General features: G+C 70.3%; 21 protein-coding genes. 8 read left to right on the top strand and 13 right to left on the bottom strand.

Going from position 1 to position 21,497, the window contains the following annotated elements:
• Window positions 1-60: 60 nt before the first annotated feature.
• On the bottom strand, window positions 61-1,413 hold the full coding sequence (locus ACIBP6_RS34215) for a hypothetical protein (protein ID WP_397057968.1): 1,353 nt from the start codon (window positions 1,411-1,413) through the stop codon (window positions 61-63).
• 5 nt (window positions 1,414-1,418) lie between these two features.
• Window positions 1,419-1,796: a hypothetical protein gene (locus ACIBP6_RS34210; protein ID WP_397057967.1), complete on the bottom strand. Its 378-nt coding sequence runs from the start codon at window positions 1,794-1,796 to the stop codon at window positions 1,419-1,421.
• Window positions 1,797-1,889: 93 nt separating this feature from the next.
• Between ACIBP6_RS34210 and eccB the strand changes: the two genes are divergently transcribed.
• On the top strand, window positions 1,890-3,326 hold the full coding sequence (gene eccB / locus ACIBP6_RS34205; protein WP_397057966.1) for a type VII secretion protein EccB: 1,437 nt from the start codon (window positions 1,890-1,892) through the stop codon (window positions 3,324-3,326).
• A 9-nt stretch (window positions 3,327-3,335) separates the two neighbouring features.
• Here eccB and ACIBP6_RS34200 read toward each other — a convergent pair whose 3' ends face one another.
• The 8 genes from ACIBP6_RS34200 to eccD form a co-directional block, all read right to left on the bottom strand.
• Window positions 3,336-4,094 carry a WXG100 family type VII secretion target gene (locus ACIBP6_RS34200; RefSeq protein WP_397057965.1) on the bottom strand — a complete coding sequence of 253 codons (759 nt, stop codon included), beginning with the start codon at window positions 4,092-4,094 and terminating at the stop codon, window positions 3,336-3,338.
• A complete protein-coding gene (locus ACIBP6_RS34195) occupies window positions 4,091-5,161 on the bottom strand; it encodes a hypothetical protein (protein ID WP_397057964.1) in 1,071 nt (356 codons plus the stop codon). Before ACIBP6_RS34195 ends, ACIBP6_RS34200 begins: the two co-directional genes overlap by 4 nt.
• Window positions 5,158-6,495 carry a WXG100 family type VII secretion target gene (locus tag ACIBP6_RS34190; RefSeq protein WP_397057963.1) on the bottom strand — a complete coding sequence of 446 codons (1,338 nt, stop codon included), beginning with the start codon at window positions 6,493-6,495 and terminating at the stop codon, window positions 5,158-5,160. Before ACIBP6_RS34190 ends, ACIBP6_RS34195 begins: the two co-directional genes overlap by 4 nt.
• Window positions 6,495-6,896: a hypothetical protein gene (locus ACIBP6_RS34185; RefSeq protein ID WP_132623458.1), complete on the bottom strand. Its 402-nt coding sequence runs from the start codon at window positions 6,894-6,896 to the stop codon at window positions 6,495-6,497. Before ACIBP6_RS34185 ends, ACIBP6_RS34190 begins: the two co-directional genes overlap by 1 nt.
• Before the next feature lie 67 nt (window positions 6,897-6,963).
• Window positions 6,964-7,269: a WXG100 family type VII secretion target gene (locus ACIBP6_RS34180; protein ID WP_397057962.1), complete on the bottom strand. Its 306-nt coding sequence runs from the start codon at window positions 7,267-7,269 to the stop codon at window positions 6,964-6,966.
• Window positions 7,270-7,286: 17 nt separating this feature from the next.
• Entirely contained in the window at window positions 7,287-7,634 is a 348-nt protein-coding gene (locus tag ACIBP6_RS34175) for a WXG100 family type VII secretion target (RefSeq protein ID WP_132623462.1), read from the bottom strand.
• A gap of 227 nt (window positions 7,635-7,861) precedes the next feature.
• Window positions 7,862-8,305 (bottom strand): YbaB/EbfC family DNA-binding protein, encoded by a 444-nt coding sequence (locus ACIBP6_RS34170; protein ID WP_397057961.1) that lies wholly within the window; start codon window positions 8,303-8,305, stop codon window positions 7,862-7,864.
• Window positions 8,306-8,339: 34 nt separating this feature from the next.
• Window positions 8,340-9,725 (bottom strand): type VII secretion integral membrane protein EccD, encoded by a 1,386-nt coding sequence (gene eccD / locus ACIBP6_RS34165; RefSeq protein WP_397057960.1) that lies wholly within the window; start codon window positions 9,723-9,725, stop codon window positions 8,340-8,342.
• Window positions 9,726-9,960: 235 nt separating this feature from the next.
• Here eccD and eccCa point away from each other — a divergent pair, with 235 nt between their 5' ends.
• The 3 genes from eccCa to ACIBP6_RS34150 are packed head-to-tail and all read left to right on the top strand — an operon-like array spanning window position 9,961 to window position 15,429.
• Window positions 9,961-13,944 carry a type VII secretion protein EccCa gene (gene eccCa / locus ACIBP6_RS34160; protein WP_397057959.1) on the top strand — a complete coding sequence of 1,328 codons (3,984 nt, stop codon included), beginning with the start codon at window positions 9,961-9,963 and terminating at the stop codon, window positions 13,942-13,944.
• A gap of 49 nt (window positions 13,945-13,993) precedes the next feature.
• Window positions 13,994-14,299, top strand: coding sequence for a hypothetical protein (locus tag ACIBP6_RS34155; protein ID WP_397057958.1), 306 nt, complete (start codon window positions 13,994-13,996; stop codon window positions 14,297-14,299).
• On the top strand, window positions 14,296-15,429 hold the full coding sequence (locus ACIBP6_RS34150) for a WXG100 family type VII secretion target (protein WP_397057957.1): 1,134 nt from the start codon (window positions 14,296-14,298) through the stop codon (window positions 15,427-15,429). The genes ACIBP6_RS34155 and ACIBP6_RS34150 overlap by 4 nt, the downstream gene beginning before the upstream one ends.
• A gap of 179 nt (window positions 15,430-15,608) precedes the next feature.
• Here ACIBP6_RS34150 and ACIBP6_RS34145 read toward each other — a convergent pair whose 3' ends face one another.
• Window positions 15,609-15,851, bottom strand: coding sequence for a hypothetical protein (locus ACIBP6_RS34145; protein ID WP_397057956.1), 243 nt, complete (start codon window positions 15,849-15,851; stop codon window positions 15,609-15,611).
• Between the two features lie 109 nt (window positions 15,852-15,960).
• Here ACIBP6_RS34145 and ACIBP6_RS34140 point away from each other — a divergent pair, with 109 nt between their 5' ends.
• Genes ACIBP6_RS34140 through ACIBP6_RS34125 form a run of 4 tightly spaced genes read left to right on the top strand, consistent with a single transcriptional unit; the run spans window position 15,961 to window position 17,747 of the window.
• Window positions 15,961-16,209: a hypothetical protein gene (locus ACIBP6_RS34140; RefSeq protein ID WP_132611410.1), complete on the top strand. Its 249-nt coding sequence runs from the start codon at window positions 15,961-15,963 to the stop codon at window positions 16,207-16,209.
• Between the two features lie 3 nt (window positions 16,210-16,212).
• Window positions 16,213-17,070, top strand: coding sequence for a hypothetical protein (locus tag ACIBP6_RS34135; protein ID WP_397057955.1), 858 nt, complete (start codon window positions 16,213-16,215; stop codon window positions 17,068-17,070).
• Window positions 17,067-17,447 carry a YbaB/EbfC family nucleoid-associated protein gene (locus ACIBP6_RS34130; protein ID WP_397057954.1) on the top strand — a complete coding sequence of 127 codons (381 nt, stop codon included), beginning with the start codon at window positions 17,067-17,069 and terminating at the stop codon, window positions 17,445-17,447. Before ACIBP6_RS34135 ends, ACIBP6_RS34130 begins: the two co-directional genes overlap by 4 nt.
• A 12-nt stretch (window positions 17,448-17,459) precedes the next feature.
• A complete protein-coding gene (locus ACIBP6_RS34125) occupies window positions 17,460-17,747 on the top strand; it encodes a YbaB/EbfC family nucleoid-associated protein (RefSeq protein ID WP_397058934.1) in 288 nt (95 codons plus the stop codon).
• Window positions 17,748-17,816: 69 nt separating this feature from the next.
• Here the strand turns inward: ACIBP6_RS34125 and ACIBP6_RS34120 are convergent, their stop codons facing one another.
• Together ACIBP6_RS34120 and ACIBP6_RS34115 are read right to left on the bottom strand one after the other, a co-directional pair.
• Entirely contained in the window at window positions 17,817-20,021 is a 2,205-nt protein-coding gene (locus tag ACIBP6_RS34120) for a serine/threonine protein kinase (protein ID WP_397057953.1), read from the bottom strand.
• Between the two features lie 102 nt (window positions 20,022-20,123).
• Entirely contained in the window at window positions 20,124-21,272 is a 1,149-nt protein-coding gene (locus tag ACIBP6_RS34115; RefSeq protein WP_397057952.1) for a S8 family serine peptidase, read from the bottom strand.
• Window positions 21,273-21,497 lie beyond the last annotated feature (225 nt).

Below are 21,497 nucleotides of genomic sequence, written 5' to 3'. Positions count from 1 at the left end.
CACCACATCGGAGGCTGCCCTGTTGATCCAGCCCGACCGAACGCCCGCGATCAATACGGCTCAGCCGATCCGGCTGTTCACCGCCGAATCAGTGTCGCCGCCCCACACGTCGTCGTCCTCGTGCAGCCACGTCGTGGACTCGCGGTCACTCGACTCCTGGGCACCGCCCGCGCCCATGGCGCCCATCGGCACGAACGGCATGCCCGCACCCGTCGCGGAGCCACCGCGGGCGTTCATCGCCGTGCCGGCAGGCACGATACCGCCGCCGCCGTACATGCCGGGGCCCGTGGCCGTGCCCGGCGAGTACGGGGAGCCAGACGGGGAGCCGGACGGGGAGCCGTAGCCGGGCACCGTCCCGCCGGTGGGCGACGTGGACGTGGGGGTAGCGGCGTTCGGCGAGGTGTAGTCCTGCAGCCTCGTGACGGGATCTGTGCCGCCGGTCCGCGTCTGGCCGGGGATACCGTTGCCGGTGGCGTCCGGGTTCTGGGCGTTCGGGCCGGTGGAGCCGTCCGGGTAGCCGCCAGGGCCGGTCGTGGGGCCACCCGGCGAGCCGGTCGATCCCTCTGATCCCTCTGATCCCTCTGATCCCGATGAGCCCGTCCCCGGGTAGCCGGGGACGGTGTATCCGCCGTCGGCCGGATCCGTGGAGCCGAACGTGGGGCGGTCCGCCCCAGGCACGCCCGTAGGCATGCCGGACAGGCCGCCGGCTCCGTACGACGCCGGCGAGACGTCACCGCCGCCCGTGGTGTCGAAGGGGTATCTGACCTGGTCGGGGTCCGGATCCCGATCCCGCGGAAGGTTGATGTCGCGCAGCCTTGTCTCGACCGTGTCCGGCATCTGGTTGTAGATGCGCTGGAGGTCGTCTCCGAACGTCTTCAGGTGCAGCCCGGCGAGCTCGTCCTGGGAGCCGAGGTCGAGCCGGTTGCCGCCGTCGCCCGCGCCGCTCGTGGAGCCGTTGTAGACGCGGTAGATGTCGGCGATGCTGTCGTTCCAGGTGCCCAGCATCTGGTTGTGCCATGTCGGCTGCAGGAAGCCCTGCCAGCCGTCGTCGAGGAACGCCTGGTGGTCCTTGACGACCGTGTTGAGGTGCCCGAGAGGCGTGGACATCCCCTTCATCTTCTCCGCGAGCTCCCCGAGCGTGCCGTGCAGGGTCTGGAGCGCCCGCTGGGCCTCGACCGAGGCCGGCCCCTCCCAGTGCTTGGCCAGTTCGACGGCCTGTTCGTAGACCGCCTGCTGAGCGTCGTTGACCACTCGGTGGGCGTCCTGGTAGGCGAGGGACGCCTCTTCGATGCGCGGGGCGTCGATGTTCTTGATGAGGTCCTTCACCTCCTGGACGTTCCGGCCGTACGTCTGGACGTCCCAGGTGCCCCGCGCCGGCTTCAGGTGGTGCGTCTCGTGCTGGTTCTCGCCCACGCCGCTCAGACCTCGCCCTCGTTGGCCGTGTTCGTGGTCCCGTAGACCCCCGCGCCGGTCTCGATCAGCGCGATCGCGGTCTGGAAGTTGGTGATGACACGGCGGTAGACGTCGAGGAACTCCTGGTGGCTTCGTCCCAGGCTCTCGGAGAACAGCCTGCCGCCCTCCCAGTTGGAGATCGTCTGAAGCTGCGTGCGAAGTTGGTTGACCCCGCCGTACGACGTGAGGTCCTCGACCGAGCCCCTGCCGTCGGTGCCCTGACCTTCGAAGGGTTTCAGCTCTTCGCGCAAGGCGGAGGCGACGCTCTTGATCTTCTGAGCGCTGTACGTCACACCGTCTCGTTCGGCGTCCAGACCGGGCCAGTTGTCAGGCGTGTTTCCCACGAAACCTCCCCCTGGTGCTCGCTGTTGGAGCTTACTGGAGCATTTCTTTTCCGTACAGGAAACCCATAGTCCCCATGCGTAACATATCCAGATATGCAGACCCAGAAGGATCTCTACCAGGCGCACCGGCTCATGACGCAGCGCCTGGGTCTGGCCCTGCTCCAGGGGGAACCCGATCTGCCGGAGTCTCCGATGCGGCGTCACAACGTGGCGACGTTCGCCGGGATTCTGATCGCGGTCCTGGTGGTGGCGGGATTCGGGATCTGGGGGCTGATCAAGCCGGGCAACGCGACCAAGCTGACCGATGCGGGGCAGTTGCTGGTCGAGGAGGAGACCGGCGCGTCGTACGTGTACAACCAGCAGGAGAGCAAACTGCAGCCGGTGGCCAACTACGTCTCCGCGCGGCTGCTCCTCGACAGCCAGGACATCAAGGTCCGCACCGTGTCTGCGGAGTCGCTGGCCCCCTTCGCCCGCGGGCACAAGGTCGGCATCCAGGGCGCGCCGGACTCACTGCCGAAGCGGGAGAGACTGGTCAAGACCCCATGGTCGGCGTGCGTGACGGAGGCGCCCGACGCCTCCGGCGTACGCAGGCCGTATGTGACGCTCATCGGCGGGATCAGCGTCTCAGGCACGCCGGTGGGCGACGAGGCGCTGGTCGTCAGCGACGGACAGCAGACCTGGTTGCTCTGGGCCAATCAGCGCATGCGCGTGACGAACGTGGACCGGCTGACCGACCAGACGCCCCGCCGCGTGCCCGCCTCCTGGATCAACGCCATCCCGTCGGGCGTGGACTTCGCCGCCCCCAAGGTCCTCCAGCGCGGCAAGAAGGTCGCCGGCCCCGGCGGCAGGACGGCCAGGGTCGGCCACGTGTACAAGGTCGCGTCGGTCGCGGGCTCGGCCGAGCGCTGGTACGTGCTCCTCGCCGACGGGCTCGCGCCCATCACGCAGACGCAGGCGATCCTGCTGCTCCAGGACCCGGCCATCAAGACCGTGTACGGCAACCGCCCGGCTCGCGAGACGCCGATCGACGCGGCCACCGCGAACGCGATGAAGGCGTCCGCGCAGCGGCCCATGGAGAGCGGCCTGCCCGCCACCTTGCCCCGGTTCCGCACGCCTGGCGTGTCCTCTCCCCTCTGCGCCGTGTACGACAACACGATGAAGGGCTCCACCAAGGCCGTCCTGACCACGGGCGGCAACCTGAGCATTCCGCCCCCGGCGACCGGCGCCGGGCCGGAGAAGGTCGACCAGGTGCTGCTTCCGCCGGGCACCGCGGCGCTGGCCGGCACCCTTCCCGGCGACGGGCAGCTCTCGGCCGTCCAGCAGTACTCGCTCATCACCGATCAGGGCAGGCGGTTCCGGCTGGCCTCGGCGGACGTGGTGGGCAAGCTCGGGTACGAGGCCGCGGACGTGGCGCCGGTGCCCGCCCACCTGCTCCGGCTGATCCCCGAAGGGCCCTCGCTGGACCCGGCCGCCGCCAGGATGCCCGTGCAGGAGGTCGACGTCATCCAGCCCGCGACCACGACCCCATGACGGCGGCGGCTACGCCGGGTAGCCGCCGCCGCTCAGGCCGAACTTGGGGGTGAGGGCACCCGCCTTCTCGTCGTACGTCATCTCGGTGCCCATGAACGGCTGCCGGCCGGTCCCCAGGGTGCTCGTCTGGGTCGGCATGGCCTCGAGCCCGGGGAAGATCCGGCCGGCGGTCTGGGCGTACTGGTTGGAGACGTACATCAGACCGCCGAGGGTTCCGATCACGTAGAGGTGCTTGCTGAACACCTTCTGCATCACCGTGATGATGCCTTTCGCCACGACGCTCTCCGCGACCACCGTCGCCACCCTGCCGACGGGCCCGGCGAGGTTGGATGCGAGCTTGGCGACGCCAAGCGTCAGCATCGCGGCCGCGAGGCCGGTGCAGATGACAGCACCCCACTGGAAGAAGCCCGCGGATGACTCGACTCCCTCACCGGTCGCGTTACGGCTCTCCTTGAGCTGCGCGAGCGAGTCCTTGAAGTCGCCGTGGACCTGGTCGAACGCCTCGAAGGCGCCGCCCTCCCACGTGCCGGTCTCCTTGAGGTAGTTCCTCAGGTCCGTCAGCCCTCGCTCGAGATCGTCGAGCTCGCTCACCGCGCCATTCTGGGCGGTGGTACGCCAGTTCCTGGCCGAGTCGGCCATCCCCTCGGGGTCGGACACCATCGTGCCGATCGTGGTGGCCACGTAGAACGCCCACGGGCTTCTGATCATGGCAGCGGCGGCCGTGGCCGTTCCAGCGGCCCCCCAGTACATCTCTTTGTAGACGCTCACACGTCCTCCGCCCCGATCACCGGAGGCGCGATGTCCTCGTCACCGCCCCAGACACCTTCGTCCTCGGAGAGGCCGACGCTCGTCTCGCGGTCACGTTCCTCGTTGCCCGCGCCCGCTCCGCCGCCCATCGGCATGAAGGGCATCATCGGCATACCGGCCGCGCCGGCACCGCGCAGCCCGGCCGCGCCGGCGGCCAGGCCGGCGTTCGCGCCGGCGCCGGTGCCGAGCCCGGATCCGGCCATCATGCCGGGCCCCACGCGGGTGCCCGGACCGGAGGGGTCCCCCGCCCCCGGGGGCAGGTTGGTGCTGATCTGCGGGGTGTTGGGGGGCTGGTAGGACGACAGGTCGGTCTTGGACGGGTCGTTGAGCGCCGAGTCGATGCTGGGGACCTTCATGTCCGCGGGATCGGTGCCCGGCATATCCCCCGAGGGCGGGTCCGTACCGGGGAGGTCGGACCCGGGAAAGTCGGATCCGGGGATGTCCGATCCGGGGATGTCCGATCCGGGGATGTCCGATCCGGGGATGTCCGATCCGGGGATGTCCGATCCGGGGATGTCCGATCCGGGGATGTCGCTGCCCGGGGGGTCGATTCCGGAAAGGTCCGTTCCCGGCACGTCGGTCTCGGGCAGGCTCGCGTTCTGGATGCCGCCCAGGCCGCCCATCCCGTCGCCGAGGCCGGCGGGCACGCCGCCGCCCCCGCCGAGACCACCGCCGCCCGTGCCGTTCCCACCGAAACCGCCGCCGCCCTCGTCGGCCTTCACGTAGTTCTCGTCGGCCGCCTTGAGTGCCGGTTGCCAGCTCTCCAACGCCTTGCGCGCCTTGGCCAGCGCGTCGTTCTGGACACGGATGAGTCCTTCGTGGACGCCCTGGAGCCCCATGCCGGCCACTCCGAAGTGGGGGAAGGGAACGGGAAGACTGCTGGACTTCCCCGTCAGGTTGTCGATGAGCTCGGTCTGGCCCTGAATCTTGTTGCCGCCGGCCTCGAGCTCGTGCTTCGTGAACGAGATCCCGGAGGACAGGCCGGGGAGTTGCCCGCCGCTGAGGTCGGGCCAGGGCGTGGTGCTCATCCGATCACCGGGTCCGTGGTCTCGTGCCCGCAGGCCCAGGCGCTCGCGTCCTCTGACAGGTACGTGCTCCGCTCCAGGTCCGTGTGGTCGCCGACGGCGCCTCCCCCCATGAAGGGCATGAACGGCATGCCGGTCGGCGAGCCCGCGATCCCGCGCCCCGCGCCGCTCACGAGCGAGGTCACCGTCCCGCCGCCGGCGCTCGGAGAGCCGATCACCGACGGGAGGCCCGGCGAGCCGACCGGCGTGGGGGTGTGGATCGCTGACGGTGGGACGAGGCTCGTGCTCGGCGGCGTCAGGGTCGGGGTCGTGAGCGACGTGGCCGCCGGCGGCTGGTAGCCGGCCATGTCGGTCCGGGTGGGATCGGTGCCGTTCACGCCGTCGGTGACCGTCGTGCTGTCGCCGCCGATGACCGAAGGAACCGTGTCGCCGGCGCCCGGGACCTGCGGTTGCCCTGGAACCGGGTTCGTGCCCGGATCCCCGGTTACCGGGCCGGGCGTGGCGGGGTCACCGGTGTCGGGCCCGGTCGGGACCGAGCCGATCGGACCGCCCGGATCCGAGTCGCCCGGATTCGGGCCGCCCGCGTTCTGGCCGCCGGAACCTGAGCCGCCGGCACCGCCGGCACCGGAGTTCGACCCGGAGCCTCCGGATCCGTCACCGATGCCGTACGAACCCGTGGAACCGGACCCGCCGCCGTACGAGCCTCCGCCGTCATAGCCCGAGGAGCCGAAGGTGGGGCTCCGCGTGCCGGAGCCGTTCGGGTATCGGGGATCCCGGGTCTCGGCGGGAGCCTCGGGAAGGGTGACCGTCGGCAGCTCGAAGGAGACCTCGTGCGGCACCGTGAGGTCGTAGATCGACTTGATCTGCTGGTTGAGGTCGTAGAGGGTGCGCTGGGCGTGCGTGTTCTCGAGCGCCTCCTTGACCACCTCCGCCTCGGACTCGGTGCCGACGCCCGCCGGGACGTCCTGTTCCTCGTTGACCTTCGTCCTGGCATCCGAAAGGTGGCCGGAGTACGTCTGAAGCGCCTGGCCCATCAGGCTGAGCTTGCCGCGCAGTTCGCTGCCGGAGGCGTGCAGCAGCTCCAGGGCCGTCCTGGCCTGGACGGCGTCCGGCCCCGTCCAGATGTTGAGGATCTTGCCGGCGTGCTCCTCGAGGGCGTTGACGGCCTGCTCTATCTTGCTCGCCGCGTTCATGTACGTCTGCCCGGTCCCCGAGATGTAGCCGGGGTCGGTGCCGTCCAGCCAGCCCTTGATCTCGGGTTTGGTGTTCCGCGGCCATTCGCCCTGCGGCGTCCGGCTGAAGTCCGCGATGACGACGACCTCGCGTTCGCTGCCCATCAGGCATCACCCTCGTTGGCGCGGCGCGCCCGGTCGAGATTGTCAGCACTGGTCTCGACGGCCTCGACCACCTTCTGGTAGGCGTCGATGAACCGCTGATACACCTCGGCGAACTTCCTGCCCGCGTTGTCCGACCCCACGGTCGAGGCGAGCGCCAGGGCGTCGCTCCACCTGCCGATCTGGGAGGTCGACAGACCACCCTCCGTCGAGGGCGTGATCTGGTTGATGTTGCCGTTGGGACGCTCGCCGTTGCCGAGCATCGCGTCGAGGCTGGACCTCAACTCCGTGGCGATGGCCCGCATCTGGGAGGGGGAGTTCTCCCGTCCGGCGCCGTCATCGAACAGATGGGGGTCCACCCGCAGCGGGTCGGTGCCCCCGTACATCGCGTCCTTCTGAGTCATCCTCGTCCCCACGAACATGACTCTCGGTCATCGCCAGGGCGATGACCGAGAGGGTGATCGAACCAGATCAGTCCGTCCAGATGCTGATGTTGCGCCGCTCGGCGGATTCGTAGTTGCCCTTCGCGAGGTTGACCGCTTCGGCGGCCTGGAAGAGCTGCTGGCCCATCGCCTTCTCGTGGGCGTTCCACTGCTCCTTCTTCACGTCGAAGAACTGCTGGGCCTCGCCCTCCCAGCTCGCCCCGAGCTCCTTCTTGATGTCCTGGTAGAGGTCGTCGGTGACCCGGTCGAGCTCGGTGATGACTCCCTTGAGCTCCTCGTAGGCCTGCTCCATGGAGCCGAACCGGACAAATGTGTAGTCGTCAGGCACCGTCATGGCGTCATCCATCCTGGTCAGCGGTTGGCGTTGATGAGGGAGTCGATGCGACCGGACTCGCCGGTCCGGGCGAAGCCGCCCGCGATGTCCATGTTCTGGTCGGCGGTGTTCCGGTAGACGCCGGCGCCGATGTTGAGCCGGTCGTAGATGTCCTCAAGGACCTTGATGACGCCCTTGAACTCGCCGTCCCACTGGTCGAGCGCCTGGCTGAACCGCGCGGACGCGTTGCCCTTCCACCCCTGCGTGGTGAGGGTGGCCTTGATCTCCTGAACCCGCAGCCGCATGCCCTCGATGTACTGCGCGGTGTCCTGGCAGTAGCCGGCCGCGTTCGTCAACTGCGTGGGACTTGCCCCGTACAGTGCCACTGGACCTCCAAGTCGCGATTGCCTCGTCGATCACCGCGCGCGGTCAACCCCGAAAAGGGATGGACTCCCCTCAGTGAACAACGTCAATTGGCATGTTAACCACCATGCGCCCCACAGATCACAAAAATCGCAGATTACAGATCGGTCGCGATATAGCGCCTTATAGGTGCATCCGCCATGGATCAGGCCATGAACACGTCCATCGGCACCGAACTTCCGAGGTCGCGTCAGAGTTCCAGCCGCCGCCGGATGCTGTCGAGCCGACCCATCACGTCCTCGAACGCCTGATCGTAGAGCGGCTCCGCCTCCTTCACCTTGCCGGTGATGGAGCCCGGCTCGGCAAGCAGCCTGAGCGGGTTGGCCTCCTGCCCGAACAGCTCTCCCGCCTCCTCGGTGAGCCTGCGCTGGAAGTCCTCCGTGGCGTCGCGGAGCGTGATCTTGATCAGCTCCGCCAGCTCCCCCGAGGACAGCCGCATCGCCTTCGGATGCAACTCCAGCTCGCGCACGCCCTCCTGCCCGTACTCCACGGCGACGAAGCCGTTCTCGTCCTGGGCGCGGCCGACGCACGACGCGGCCCGCTCCTGGAAATCGCCGAGCAGGGCGAGCTGCTCGTCGGCTCCCTTCACCAGCTTCTCCAGGTCGACCTTCGCGAAGTCGCCGAACTCCTGCATGCTGCCTCCTGTTTCGAGAGATTCCGGGCCGGGATCAGCCGGACAGGCCGCGCACCCAGCTGTAGACCTCCAGCACGCCGAGCGCGAGCGGGAACAGCTGCACCATCAGTACGAGGTCCACGATGTCGCCTGCACGGCCCCAGAACGGTGACGGCTTGCTCATCGACAGCCATATGCCGATGCCCACAGTGATCAGCGCCAGCCACAGGACGGCGATGGCCACGGCCAGCGATCCCACGATGCCGCCATCGCCGACGAACGACAGCGTCAGCATGGCGAACCCCGCCAAGCCGCCGCCCACCAGCCAGATGCGCTGGCCGAGACTGCGGAACACCCGGGCCCGCATGATGAGCGACAGCGACAGCGACACGGTCATGACCGACGAGACCCAGTAGTCGTCGAGCACCAGCAGCACCTGCGCGACCAGCGCGCAGATCCCGACTCCCGCGATCATCCCGACGGCGTGGCGCTGCGCGACCCTGGTGCGCTCCTGGATGGCCGGGGCGTCCAGGCGCTGGTTGTCGCTGCGCAGCTCTTCGGCCGTGGTGGGCATCGCGGGCAGCGGCACCTTGGCCAGCCGGAACGACAGCGAGGGCACCAGCGGCATCAGGGCCAGGAGCACGGCGATGGCCACGGCCGCCACACCGGCGGGGGGCGCCGACCACACCATCACCACGGCCGAGCAGATCGCTCCCACCGTGCTCGCCACGGCCGTGCCGAGGAAGCCGGGCACGCCGTCGGAGATCAGCGCCCCGCCGACCGCGGCGGCCAGCGCGGTGCAGGCCATCGCCGCCAGCAGGTGTGGCGCGCCGAAAGCGAGCACCGCTCCGCCGGCGGCCGGGGCGAACAGGCCGGCCACGAACCCGTACGGCAGAGCGGCATGCCCCACCAGCGCTCCCGCCTGCGAGTCCCCGACGGCCCTGGACAGCAGGGTGCCGGTGACGACCAGCAGCAGCGCCAGCAGCGCGGCGACGATCGTGATGGTCAGCCCGGACATGCCGGACAGCGCCAGGCCGACGGCGCCGAGCACGAGCAGGCCAGTGGCGCCGCTCGCGCCCAGGACCCTCGAATGCTTGGCCGACCAGGCGCCGCCTCCCTCCCGGACCCGGCTCGCCACCACGTCCGCCACGTCGTCGTAGAGCGCGGGCGGCAGGATCGCCTCACGCGGCCTGAGGTAGAGGATCTCGCCGTCGAGCACACCGAGCGCTCCCAGGCTCTGCCTCAGGTCGAGCGGCGCACCGCCGAGCCGCTGCAGCGTCCAACCGGGCGCCGCCGCGGCGTCGCCGCCCACCTCGCCCAGCGCGCGCAGCAGGGACGGCAGCACGTTGGGAAGCGGGATGTCGGCGGGCAATGCCAGGTCGGCCTTGCGGCGCGGGCCGACGATCGTCACGTGGCACTGCGCCGGCAGTGGCACGGGCACCTGTGGGAGGGCGCCCTGCTGGATCGGCCCATGGCCCGGCGGCGGACCGGGCGGTCGGCCGGGGAAGTTCATCGGGGGGCCGTACATCGGGGGAGGTCCAAGGGGTGGCCCCTGTGCCGGCGGTGGTCCGGGCGGAGGCCCCTGAACCATTCGTCCCATTCCTAACCCCTCGGTCCCCACCTGCGGTCACGGACAACACAGAACATATCTGGTCTCTTCTGGTAAGAACGTCTCGATGAGCATCGTCGTCGTGCGCCGCCCCGAACGCCGCCCCGGCCCCAAGCCCCCGCGCGGCGAGATCCTGCTCGAATCTCCCCCCGAGATTCCCGAGGTCCAGAGCCAGGGCTTCACCGCGGTGCTCACCTACCTGCCCATGGTCGCCGGGGCCGCGGCGATGGGCCTGATGTTCACCGTGGGCGGCAACAGCAACCCGATCATGTACGTGGCCAGCGGCCTGTTCGCGCTGTCCATGGTGGGGATGACGATCGGCCAGCTGGCGCGCCAGGCAGGCGAGCGCAAGTACCGGCTCAACGGCGCCCGCCGCGACTACTTCCGTTACCTGAGCCAGGTGCGCAAGCGCGCCAGGCGCGCGGCCCGGCAGCAGCGTGAGGCCCTGGAGTGGAGCGGGCCCGAGCCCGATGCCCTGTGGTGGATCGCCATGGGCCCGCGGCTGTGGGAGCGCCGTCCCCGCGACGAGGACTTCGCCACCGTGCGGCTCGGCACCGGCGTCCAGAAGCTCGCGATCCAGATCATCCCGCCGGACTCCAAGCCGGTGGAGGACCTGGACGCGCTGTCGGCCGGCGCGTTGCGCAGGTTCGTCAGGGCACATTCGACGGTCGCCGAGCTGCCCGTCGCCGTCGCGCTCGGCTCGTTCGCCAGGATCCGGTTGACCGGCGAACCCGGAGCCATGCGTGACCTCGTCCGCGCCATGATCGCCCAGCTCACCGTCTTCCACTGTCCCGACGACATGCGGATCATGGTGTGCGCCGACGTGGAGACCATGCCCCAGTGGGAGTGGGTGAAGTGGCTGCCCCACGCGCTGCATCCGGAGGAGGTGGACGCGGCGGGCGCCGTACGGCTCATGACGGAGAACCTGGGCGAGCTGGACCGGCTGGTCGGCGACGAGCTCAAGGAGCGCGCCCGGTTCCGGCCCGGCGCGCCGGCCGACGCACTGCCGTACCACGTGCTCATCGTGGACAACGGGCACGTGCCGCACGACTCCCAGCTCGGCAGCGACGCCATCCACGGCGTGACCGTGATCGACCTGTCCGGCTCGACCGCCGACGTCGAGGAGCAGAACACGCTGCGGCTGGACGTGCGGTCCGACGGGTTCCACATGGTGAAGCTCGACCACGCGGGCAAGGAGCACCTCACGCGGCTCGGAGACCCCGACCGGCTCGACTACATGCGGGTGGAGGGCCTGGCCCGCCAGCTGGCGCCGCTGCGCGCCTCCGCCGCCGTCGCCGGGGAGAGCGAGGACGTGCTCGCCGCCAACACCACGCTGACCGAGCTGCTCGGCGTTGGCGACCCGGCCCAGCTGGACCCGTCCGTGACCTGGCGGCCGCGGGCCGGCCGCAACAGGCTGAGGGTCCCCATCGGCCTGGGCGGCGACGGGCGCGTGGTGGAGCTGGACATCAAGGAGTCCGCGCAGGGCGGCATGGGGCCACACGGCCTGGTCATCGGCGCCACGGGCTCCGGCAAGAGCGAGCTGCTGCGCACGCTGGTGCTGGGCCTCGCCATCACGCACTCCTCGGAGACCCTCAACTTCGTCCTGGTCGACTTCAAGGGTGGCGCGACGTTCCTCGGGCTGGAGTCGCTCTCCCACGTCTCGGCGGTCATCACCAACCTGGAGGACGAGCTGCCGCTGGTCGACCGCATGCACGACGCCCTGCACGGCGAGATGGTGCGCCGGCAGGAACTGCTGCGCTCGGCGGGCAACTACGCGTCCCTGCGCGACTACGAGCGGGCCAGGGAGCAGGGGGCCAACCTGGCGCCGTTGCCCACGCTCTTCGTGGTGCTGGACGAGTTCAGCGAGCTGTTGTCCGCCAAGCCCGAGTTCATCGAGCTGTTCGTGATGATCGGTCGGCTGGGCCGGTCGCTGGGCGTGCACCTGCTGCTGGCCTCTCAGCGCCTGGAGGAGGGACGGCTGCGCGGCCTGGACACCCACCTGTCGTACCGGATCGGTCTGCGCACCTTCTCGGCCATGGAGAGCCGGGTCGTCCTGGGTGTGGCAGACGCGTACGAGCTGCCCTCCGCACCCGGCAACGGATATCTCAAGTTCGACACCACGGGCATGACCAGGTTCAAGGCCGCGTACGTGTCGGGCCCCTACCAGCCCGACTCCCGCCACTCCAGCTCCGACGACGGCCACACCGTCCTGCGGCAGGTCGTGGAGTACGGCCCGACCTACGTGCCGCTCCCGGTCGTCAAGGAACCGGCCGGCGAAGAGCGGAAGGCAGAGGTCGACGAGCGGGCCGCGCAGAAGAACAGCCTGCTCGACATCGTGGTGCGCCGCCTGGCCGGGCAGGGCCCCGCCGCGCATCGCATCTGGCTGCCGCCGCTCAGCGAGCCGCCCACGCTCGCCCACCTGCTGCCGGCGCTCTCCGTCACGCCGGAGTACGGCCTGTCCACGACCGGCTGGGACGGACGGGGCAGGCTGCACGCCGTCATCGGCATCATCGACAAGCCGTTCGAACAGCGCCGTGATCCGTACTGGGTGGATCTGTCCGGGGCGGCCGGGCACGTAGGCGTGGCGGGCGGCACCCAGAGCGGCAAGACCAACGTGCTGCGCACTCTGATCACCAGCATGGCCCTCACCCACACGCCGCGGGAGGCGCAGTTCTACTGCCTCGACTTCGGTGGCGGCGGCCTGGCGGCCCTGGAAGGGGTGCCGCACGTCGGCGGCGTGGCCACCAGGCTGGACGCCGACCGGGTACGCAGGACCGTCGCCGAGGTCTCGGGACTGCTGCGGCAACGCGAGCGCGAGTTCGCCGACCGCGGCATCGAGTCCGTCGCCACCTACCGGCGCATGGTCGCCGACGGCAGCCTGCCGAGCGACGGCTGGGGAGATGTGTTCCTGGTCATCGACGGCTGGCTGACGATCAGGCAGGAGTTCGAGGGGCTGGAGGCTGTGATCACGGACCTGGCCGCGCGCGGGCTCGGTTACGGCATCCACGTGGTGGCCGCGACCAACAAGTGGTCGGAGTTCCGGGCGGGGATCAAGGACCTGTTCGGCACCAGGATCGAGTTCAAGCTGGGCGACCCGTACGAGTCGGAGATCAGCAGAAAGGCCTCGGTCGCCGTGCCCGAGGGGGTGCCGGGCCGGGGCCTGACCAGGGACGGCATGCACTTCCTCGCCGCGCTGCCGAGGATCGACGGGCGGACCACCGCCGACGACGTGGCCGAGGGCGTGCGGTCGCTGGTCGAGCTGGTCCGCGAGTCGTGGCAGGGGCCCGCGGCACGGCCCGTGCGCCTGCTGCCGTCGCTGCTGCCTGCCGCCTCCCTGCCGGTGCCCGAGCAGACGGGCCCTGGACGGATCGCGATCGGCATCGACGAGGACTCCCTCTCCCCGGTCATGGTCGACTTCGACAACGATCCGCACTTCGTCGTGTTCGGCGACAACGAGTGCGGCAAGTCCAACGTGCTCAGGCTCGTCATGGAGGGCGTGGTGGCGAGGAGAACGCCGCGCGAGGCCATGATGATCGTGATCGACTACCGGCGCTCGCTGCTGGACACCGCCGTGACCGACCACCGCATCGGCTACGCCGCCTCCAGCACCGCCGCCGTCGAGCTGATCCAGGAGGCCCGCTCCGCGCTGCTCAAGCGGCTGCCACCGGCCGACCTCACGCCGGAGCAGCTGCGCGCGCGCAGCTGGTGGCAGGGCTCCGACCTCTACATCGTGGTCGACGACTACGACCTCGTGGCGACCTCCAGCAATCCGCTGGCGCCCCTGGCCGACCTGCTGCCCCAAGCCCGCGACATCGGCCTGCACCTGGTACTGGCCCGACAGAGCGGAGGCGCCAGCCGGGCCATGTACGATCAGGCCGTCCAGCGCATGAAGGAGATGGCCAGCCCGGCCCTGATCATGTCGGGCAACCGCGAGGAGGGGCCGCTCTTCGGCAACATCCGGCCGCAGGCGCTGCCGGTGGGCCGTGGTTTCTACGTCGACCGGAGGTCCGGCTCGCGCCTGATCCAGACGGCGTTCCTGGAGCCGTCGTGACACAGAGGCGCCCGTCGCCGCGGGCGGCGCACAACAGTCAGGGAGTCTCGTGGGTTTCGTGGATGTGCACGTCCAGGCGCTGGAGGAGTGCGGACGGCAGAGTCTCAGGGTCCGCAACATGCTCGACGTCGACGACGCGTTCGTCGGCGGAGACGGCCCTCGGCCGGGCGAGGCCAGGGCCGCCGTCTTCGGCGACATCGAGGGCGCCGGCTCCCTGGCCGCCAAGGTGAACGCCGTCTGGAGGTCGATCGAGGAGGATCTCGGCGCAGGACGCAACCGCCTGAAGAACGTCCACGACGCACTCGGCGAGGTCGCCGGCAACTTCAGGTCAGCGGAAGGAGCCAACGGCGGATGAGCCTCGTATCGACGCTGGCCTCGCTGAAGCGGAAGCTCGACGGCGACCCACAGGAGATCAGGAACATCGCCGCCGCCCTGCGCACGGTCGCCGAGCACGTCGCCACGTCCGCCGGCAGGCTCACCGCGCACGTCGACGAGGTGGACAACGCCTGGCAGGGCCGCTCGTCGGAGGCCTTCGCCACGTACATGACCGCCTACCCCCGCGCCGGGCAGAGCCTGAAGGGCGCGATCACCGCCTGCGCCTCGGCTCTCGACACCGCGGCGGGGGTGCTGGAGACCGCCTACAACACGGTCGACGGTCTCCACCGGGACGCGATGGCGGAGGAGAACGCGTACAAGCGGAACCATCCCGACGCCTCGCAGGCCGACATCGACGGCCACCTCGGCGGCGTGGCGTCGCTCAGCGGAGCCGCCGGCAAGGCCCGCCAGGCAGTGACCGACGCGGAGACCGCCCTGAGCACGGCCGTCCGGGCCCTCGACCGCCAGCTCGGGGAGGACGGCTTCCGTTTCTTCCACGGCATCCGCCAGCCCGGCGGCGCCGACTTCCAGTCCGGTGAGCACGCGGTCGACTGGAAGAAGGCGGCCGGTTACCGACCCACCACGACGCTCGCCTCGACGGGCGCGCCCGGCGGCGGCGCTGGCGGTGGGGGCGCGGGCGGTGGGGGCGCGGGCGGTGGCGGCGGTGTCGGGCCGGCCTCGTCGTACGGGAACGCCCCGGCGCCCAAGGCGCAGGTCGTCGAGTGGATCAAACAGGCGCTCACCGTCATCACGTCGCCGGGGATGGCCGCGATCATGCGCCGGCGCGGTCTGGACGTGAGCGATCTGGACCCGAACGATCCCGTCGACATCCAGCGCATCTGGACGGTCATCTACCACGAGTCGGGCGGCAATCCCAACGCCGTCAACAACTGGGACGTCAACGCCAGGAACGGTGTGCCGTCCCAGGGCCTCATGCAGACCATTCCTCCGACGTTCAACGCGCATGCCCTGCCCGGCTACGGCGGGATCCGGGAGCCGGTGGACAACATCATCGCCGGAGTCCTGTACACCTACAGCCGCTACGGCGATCTCGCGCACCACCCCGGCATCCAATCGCTGGAGAGAGGCGGCCCCTACCGGCCCTACTAGCCGCGAAAGCGCAAGAAAAGCGCAAGGAACGCCAGGTTACGACGACATTAAATGTGGACACCCATTCCCTTAACCCCCTAAAACAGCAATTTGTGCTACATATCTCGATGGTAAAAAGATCAGGTGTCGACTGATCCTCCATCCGCCACGCCATCCCCCTCGGGCGGCCCCTCGTCGGCCTACACGCCCACCGCGAGCCCGTCCCCCACCGGCGGGACGCAGTCACCCCCTCCGACGCCGTCGTCCAGCCCGGCGCCGAGCACGTCCCCGACACCCAGCCCCGCGCCCACATCGAGCGCGCCGGAGCCGTCGACGAGCCCCACGCCGCTCCCCAGCATGGTGAGCCCGTGCCCACACCTCCCGCCGTGCCCGCCGCCGACGTGCCTGCCGCCGTCGCTGCGGCCTTCGTCTGCGCTCACCATCTCGAACTCGCCCGCCCAACCGTCCAGAGCGGGCAGCAGTTCGGGCGACCGCTCGCAGCTGCCCGGTTACGAGGTCGAGGCGGGTCACCTCGCCACGTTCTCCGGGACCATGCAGAGCACGGCGACGGGGGTGAACCTGGCCGGGAACCGGACCCCGCGCTTCGAGGGCTGGAACCTGGCGCCGCTCGCCGGCATGCCGCAGATCGGCCTGAGGTTCGTCGGCCGCCTCAACGCCATCGCCGACACCTGGCGCGACAGCACCGGCATCCTGGGCAACGTCCTCAGGGACGACAGCGACAAGATCATCAAGTCGGCGGCCAACTACCGGGCCGCCAACTTGGACAGCGGAAAGCCTTAGAGGATGTCGACGCCTCCGAACCAGCCGCCGAAGCTGCTCGTGCCCGGCCGGCCCGCCGTGCCCCAGAGCACCCAGCAGTTCTACGTCACCAACGCCAGTGGGACGGTGACGAAGACCGTGCCCGTGCCTCCGGCCGCCGCGACCCGTACCGATCCAGGCTTCTTCAAGCGCCTCGTCGGCCAGCTCAACCCGCTGCGGCAGACCACCAGGACGGCGACCATGATGTCCGGGCTCGGTGTGGCCGCGCTGGCCCTCGACGTGGCGGCCACGGTCAACCTCGGCAATCCGTTCCTGTTCTACGACCGCCGCGAGACCTGGAAGGAGATGTCGGGATCGCTGGAGGGCAACCGCTCCAATCTGTGGCGTGGCTACTTCGACGACATCGCACCGAACTGGAAGGGCCACGCAGCCGAAATGCTCCAGCAGTACGTGCGATTCAACGTCAACGGCCTGTTCAGCCAGCTCGGTAAGGTCAGCGACGAGATGAGCGGCGCGATGCACAACCAGTACAAAGAGGTGCTTGAGTACGACTTGTCGGTGTTCGGCCTCTACGCCGGCTCGGCACCGATCCTGCGCACGCTGGCGAGCATGAGCGCGAATCCGGTCGCGCGCGCCGCCCTGATGACCCAGGTCGGCGTCTTCACGACCGCGCTCGGCAACCTGGTCAAGCAATTCACCGACATCTACAACTCCTACGAGGGCGACCTCAACAAGCTGGAGCTGAAGCTGAACGACCTGAGGGGCGCCTTCTACCAGTCCGGCGACCCCGCCCAAGGAGCACGCCGGCTCAACCTCTCTCCCACCATCGCCGACCCGAAGAGCGTGAAGAACATGTGGATTCCCGCGGGGGCGGCGGAATGAGCGAGGTCAGTGCCTTCGCCGAAGGCAGGGAGGGCGATGTCGCCGGCCTGCTTCGCCACGTGAATGACTGGGCGGGCGTGCTGAACGAGAGGCTGACGACGCTGGCCCGCGAGCACCTGGACGGGAGGGACCGCACAGGCGCCGTACGTGCCCGGGTCTCCGGCGCCGGCCGGCTGGTCGGGCTGACCATCGACCCGCGCGGCCTGCGCCACCTCGACAACGTCCAGCTCGCGCAGGCCGTCATGGAAGCGATCGCCGCCGCGCGCTCCGCCATGGGCGACCGGCTGACGGAGCTGACCGCTGATCTGGCCGGACCGGACCTGCCCGATGGCGACCCGTTGGCCCCCCACGTCGAGCGCCTGCTGAGGGAGGGCTGACCTTTGCATGAGATGGACGAGGCCACGGCGCGCCTGGAACACCTCGTCTCCGCAGCCAGGCTGGCCGAGGAGATGGCGGCCGAGTGGAGCACCCGCCGGCACGTCGGCCGCGCCGACGAGGGCAGGATCGTGGCCACGACCGATGCCGTCGGCGCCCTGGTCACGCTGGAGATCAGCCCGCTGAGCAGAAAACGACTGGATGCGCGACGGTTGGCCGACGAGATCCTGGTCGCCGTCACGAAGGCCGAGCAGTCCGCAGCGGCATCCCAGGACGAGCTCCTGCGCGGCCTCCACTCCTGACCCAGGCAACGAAGGGCCCCCTTCGGATGCACGCTCCGAAGGGGGCCCTGTGACATTCACGGTGCCGGCTCAACCGCAGTTGGCCCAGCTCACCATGCCGGTACCACCGGTGCTCGTACTGCCCTCGAAGCGGACGCACTTGCCCTTGCCGGGCAGCTTCACGGGGCCCGCGTAGAACTCGTACATGCCGATGTCGGTCTTGCGGGGAAGGCCCTGCACCTCGATCGTGGCGGTCACCTTGGTCGGCTTGCCCACGTCCGCCGTCTTCATGGTGACCACGCAGTTCTCGCCTGTGGAGGCGTTGTAGAGCTGGACGGTCTCGCCACCGGCGAACGGCATCGACCGCTGGACCTGGAAGCCGTTGCCGCAGACCTGGACCGGCGAGTGCGGGTTGCGCATCGGCGCGGTCGTCGCCGGCTTCGTGGGCGCCGGCTTCGTGGGCGCCGGCTTCACCACGGTCGTGGTGGGCCTCGCGGTCGGCTTGGCGGTCGCGGTCGGCTTCGCGGTCGCGGTCGGCTTCGCGGTCGGCTTCGCGGTCACTGTGGGCGCCGGCTTGGCCGGCGTCTGCGTCTGCGTCTGCGTCGGCATCGCCGTCACCGTCACCGTCGGGGACGGTGTCACCGTCGCCGTCGGGGTCGGCGTCACCGTCACGGTCACCGTGGGCACGGGGGTAGCCGTAGGCGTGGGGGTCGGCTCGGAGGTGCCCGACGGATGGACCACGGGTTCCTCACTGGCCGACGGCGTAGGCGTCGCCGAGCCTGTGGCGGTCACCGTCACCGTGGGCTTGCCCGTCTCCGTCTGCACGAGCGTGGGCTGCGCGCTCGGCAGCACGTACTGGGTGACCTGCGGCGGGTTCGGCACGGTGCTGAGCTCGGGCGGAGTCGGCGTCGTCCAGTCCGACGGCAGCACCATCGGGCGCACGTCGTCCGGGTCCGCGGTCGAGGCCCACGGCACGGTGACGTCGGGCTGGGTCTGCTGCGGCTGGCCCGTGGCAGGCTGCCCGGGCTGATCGGGCCGCCCCGGTTCCGCGGGCTGACCCGGCCGATCGGGCTGGCCGACGCCGTTGCCCGTTCCGCCCATGCCCGCGCCACCATCGGACGGGCTCGCCCCCACCTGCAGGGCGACGGGCTCGAAACGCTGCGTGGAGGCGTACTCGTTGGCGCCCCACAGGCCGACGCCGGACAGCAGCGCCAGCGCGCCGACCGCGGCGGCCAGTCCGATCGGGAACGGCCTGCGCGGCCCACGCGAGGATACCGTCTGCCCCTGGAGCGGCTGCTGCGGCGCGTCCTGCGACGGACCCCACGTGGGTCCCACAGGCGGCGGCGCCACGCCCTGCACCGGCCCTGGGCCGGCCTGCATGGGAGCGCTGTGCGGAGGGCCGCCAGGAACGGGTTCCTGCGGCAGCGGCCCCCACTGCTGGGTCGGGACCATCGGCGGCATCGGCGGCATCGGCGGTATCGAGGCCACGCCGGTGACCGGTACGCCCTCGATCGGCGGGACCGGCGGCTTCTGCGCCATGACCGCGGCGTCCCCGCGCTTGTTGCCGAGGAGCTGCAGCAGAGCCATGTACGTAGTCGGACGCCGCCTGACGTCCTTGTCCAGGGCCAGCAGCACCACCCGCCGCAGCGGGTCGGCCAGGTCGCCGACCTCGGGCTCCCGCTCCAGCACCGCGCCGGCCTCGTGGCCGAACGGCGACTTGCCGGTCGCGGCGAAGACGACCAGCGCTGCCCAGGAGAACACGTCGGCGGACGGACCGTAGCCCAGCCCGTTGATCTGCTCCGGCGCCCGGTAGCCGATCTCGCCGACGGGCTCGCCGAGATCGGCGTCCGTCACGCGAGGGCCGTCCGAGCCCATGATGATGTTGTGGGGGGTGAGCCCCCGGTGCGTGATGCCCGCCAGATGAACCGCGGTCAGCGCGGTGAGCACGCCGGCGGCCATCCGCTCCAGCGCGTCGCCCCGGAGCGGGCCGTCCTGCGCCACGACCTCGGCGAGAGTGCGTCCCTCGACGTGCTCGCGCACCACGTACGACTGGTCGCCGTGCTTGCCCGCCTCCAGCGTCCTGGCGACGTAAGAGCTGGACACGCGTTGCACTCCGGCGAGACGAGCGACATCGTCATCGTCCGATTCCGGAGCAGGCAATAATTTGATCACACGTAACGGCGCGTCGTCGGACTCCCTGCCGAGCAAGGCCGGTCCACGCGGACCTTCGGCCAGTCGCCCGCAGATGACATACGCGCCCAGGTTTTCTGGATCACCCGGCCGCAGGGGGTGCATCTGCATTCCCTTCGCTTTTGCACGATCTTGAAGGGACATTCAACCAAATCAGTCACTTGTGCATCAGTGGTTTCGGACACGGGTTGATATTTCACTACCACGTCACGTTCCGGACACGCGGCCGGCGCGCCATCCCCGCCGCCGCCCGAGGGGGACGAGGAGCGCGAGCGCGCCGACCACCATGACCGTGATCAGCACGCCGATGCCCACGGCCATGGAGACGTCGACGGCACGCTGGTCGCGCGGCGGCGCCTTGGCGATCGCGCCCGGAGGGAGCGCGGGTTGCGGCGGCTCGGCCACGACCGGCGCGCTGGCCTCCTCGTAGGGCAGCACCGCCGTGAGCGCGAGCAGCGGGTTCACCATCCCGGCGCCGGCGCCCGCGCCGGTTCCGCCGTCCGCGGTGGCGATGATGCGACGGCGCACCTGCTCCTGCGTGAGCTTGGGAAAGCGGGCCCGTACCAGCGCTGCCGTGCCGGCCACGTACGGCGTGGCGAAGCTCGTGCCCTCCAGCCCGCGCATGTACCCGCGGCCGGGCCACGGCGCGGTGATGTCCACGCCGGGCCCCAGCACGCCGACGGGGGTGGCGGCGTTGGAGGAGTCGGCGCGGCGGCCGTCCGGACCGGCCGCGCCAACGGCCAGCACGCCCTCGTAGGCGGCGGGATAGGCGGGCACGTCCTCGTCGTCGGGGCCCGTGACGTTGCCCGCCGCGGCGACCACGACGACGTCCCGGTCGAGCGCGCGCTGAACGGCCGCCCTCAGCGCCGGCTGGTCGGAGGCGCGTACGGAGATGTTGATCACCTCGGCGCCCGCCGCGACGGCGTCGTCGATCCCGTTGACCAGTTTGGCAACGTCGCCCTCGGTCTTGTTGCTCTGCTTGATCACCACGATCTCGGCCTGCGGCGCGACTCCGTGGAAGGGGACTCCGGCGTAGTAGCGGGCGCTGACGATGCCCGCCACGGCGGTGCCGTGACCCACGCAGTCGCGGTAGTTGGTGTGCGTCTCGTCGATGATTTTGGAGATCTGCATCTGCGGGTGGTAGTCCACACCGCTGTCCACGATGGCGACGGTGACCCCTGCACCCTGGGTGAGGCGCCAGGCGTTCTTGATGTCGAGCCGTTTCTGCGCCCACGGCTCACTGACGGGCAGCCTCAGCAGGCCCTTCTTCGGATTGCAGTCCTCGTCCGCGGCCATGGCGGGTGCCGCGACGAGGTGCAGGGCGAGCGCGCTCGCCACGAGGGCGCGACCAATCATGGCCGAAAAGCGTAGCTTGCCGAAAAGAACCGGGACGCGCAGTCCGGCGATCAGTGGAAGAAGCCCTGGCGCCTTCGCCGACTCGTCGTGTCATGGCCTCTGGTGGGGTCGGGGGGGGGGGGGGGGGGGGGCGGGGGCGGCCCGCCCCCCCCCCCCCCAGGCCCACCCCGACGCGGGGGGCCGCGGTGGGGGTCCGCCCGGCCGCGGGGGCGCGCGGGCGCGCCA

It is taken from the genome of Nonomuraea terrae, assembly GCF_044465245.1.
GTDB classification, from domain to species: Bacteria; Actinomycetota; Actinomycetes; order Streptosporangiales; family Streptosporangiaceae; genus Nonomuraea; species Nonomuraea terrae.
This window is presented reverse-complemented; position numbering and strand designations above follow the sequence as displayed.

Coding starts and splice junctions, on each gene's coding strand:
- eccB (WP_397057966.1), top strand. CDS start 1,890: ATGCAGACCCAGAAGGATCTCTACCAGGCGCACCGGCTCATGACGCAG.
- ACIBP6_RS34195 (WP_397057964.1), bottom strand. CDS start 5,161: ATGAGCACCACGCCCTGGCCCGACCTCAGCGGCGGGCAACTCCCCGGC.
- ACIBP6_RS34190 (WP_397057963.1), bottom strand. CDS start 6,495: ATGGGCAGCGAACGCGAGGTCGTCGTCATCGCGGACTTCAGCCGGACG.
- ACIBP6_RS34185 (WP_132623458.1), bottom strand. CDS start 6,896: ATGACTCAGAAGGACGCGATGTACGGGGGCACCGACCCGCTGCGGGTG.
- ACIBP6_RS34180 (WP_397057962.1), bottom strand. CDS start 7,269: ATGACGGTGCCTGACGACTACACATTTGTCCGGTTCGGCTCCATGGAG.
- ACIBP6_RS34170 (WP_397057961.1), bottom strand. CDS start 8,305: ATGCAGGAGTTCGGCGACTTCGCGAAGGTCGACCTGGAGAAGCTGGTG.
- eccCa (WP_397057959.1), top strand. CDS start 9,961: ATGAGCATCGTCGTCGTGCGCCGCCCCGAACGCCGCCCCGGCCCCAAG.
- ACIBP6_RS34150 (WP_397057957.1), top strand. CDS start 14,296: ATGAGCCTCGTATCGACGCTGGCCTCGCTGAAGCGGAAGCTCGACGGC.
- ACIBP6_RS34145 (WP_397057956.1), bottom strand. CDS start 15,851: ATGGTGAGCGCAGACGAAGGCCGCAGCGACGGCGGCAGGCACGTCGGC.
- ACIBP6_RS34140 (WP_132611410.1), top strand. CDS start 15,961: ATGCAGAGCACGGCGACGGGGGTGAACCTGGCCGGGAACCGGACCCCG.
- ACIBP6_RS34135 (WP_397057955.1), top strand. CDS start 16,213: ATGTCGACGCCTCCGAACCAGCCGCCGAAGCTGCTCGTGCCCGGCCGG.
- ACIBP6_RS34130 (WP_397057954.1), top strand. CDS start 17,067: ATGAGCGAGGTCAGTGCCTTCGCCGAAGGCAGGGAGGGCGATGTCGCC.
- ACIBP6_RS34125 (WP_397058934.1), top strand. CDS start 17,460: ATGGACGAGGCCACGGCGCGCCTGGAACACCTCGTCTCCGCAGCCAGG.
- ACIBP6_RS34120 (WP_397057953.1), bottom strand. CDS start 20,021: ATGCACCCCCTGCGGCCGGGTGATCCAGAAAACCTGGGCGCGTATGTC.
- ACIBP6_RS34115 (WP_397057952.1), bottom strand. CDS start 21,272: ATGATTGGTCGCGCCCTCGTGGCGAGCGCGCTCGCCCTGCACCTCGTC.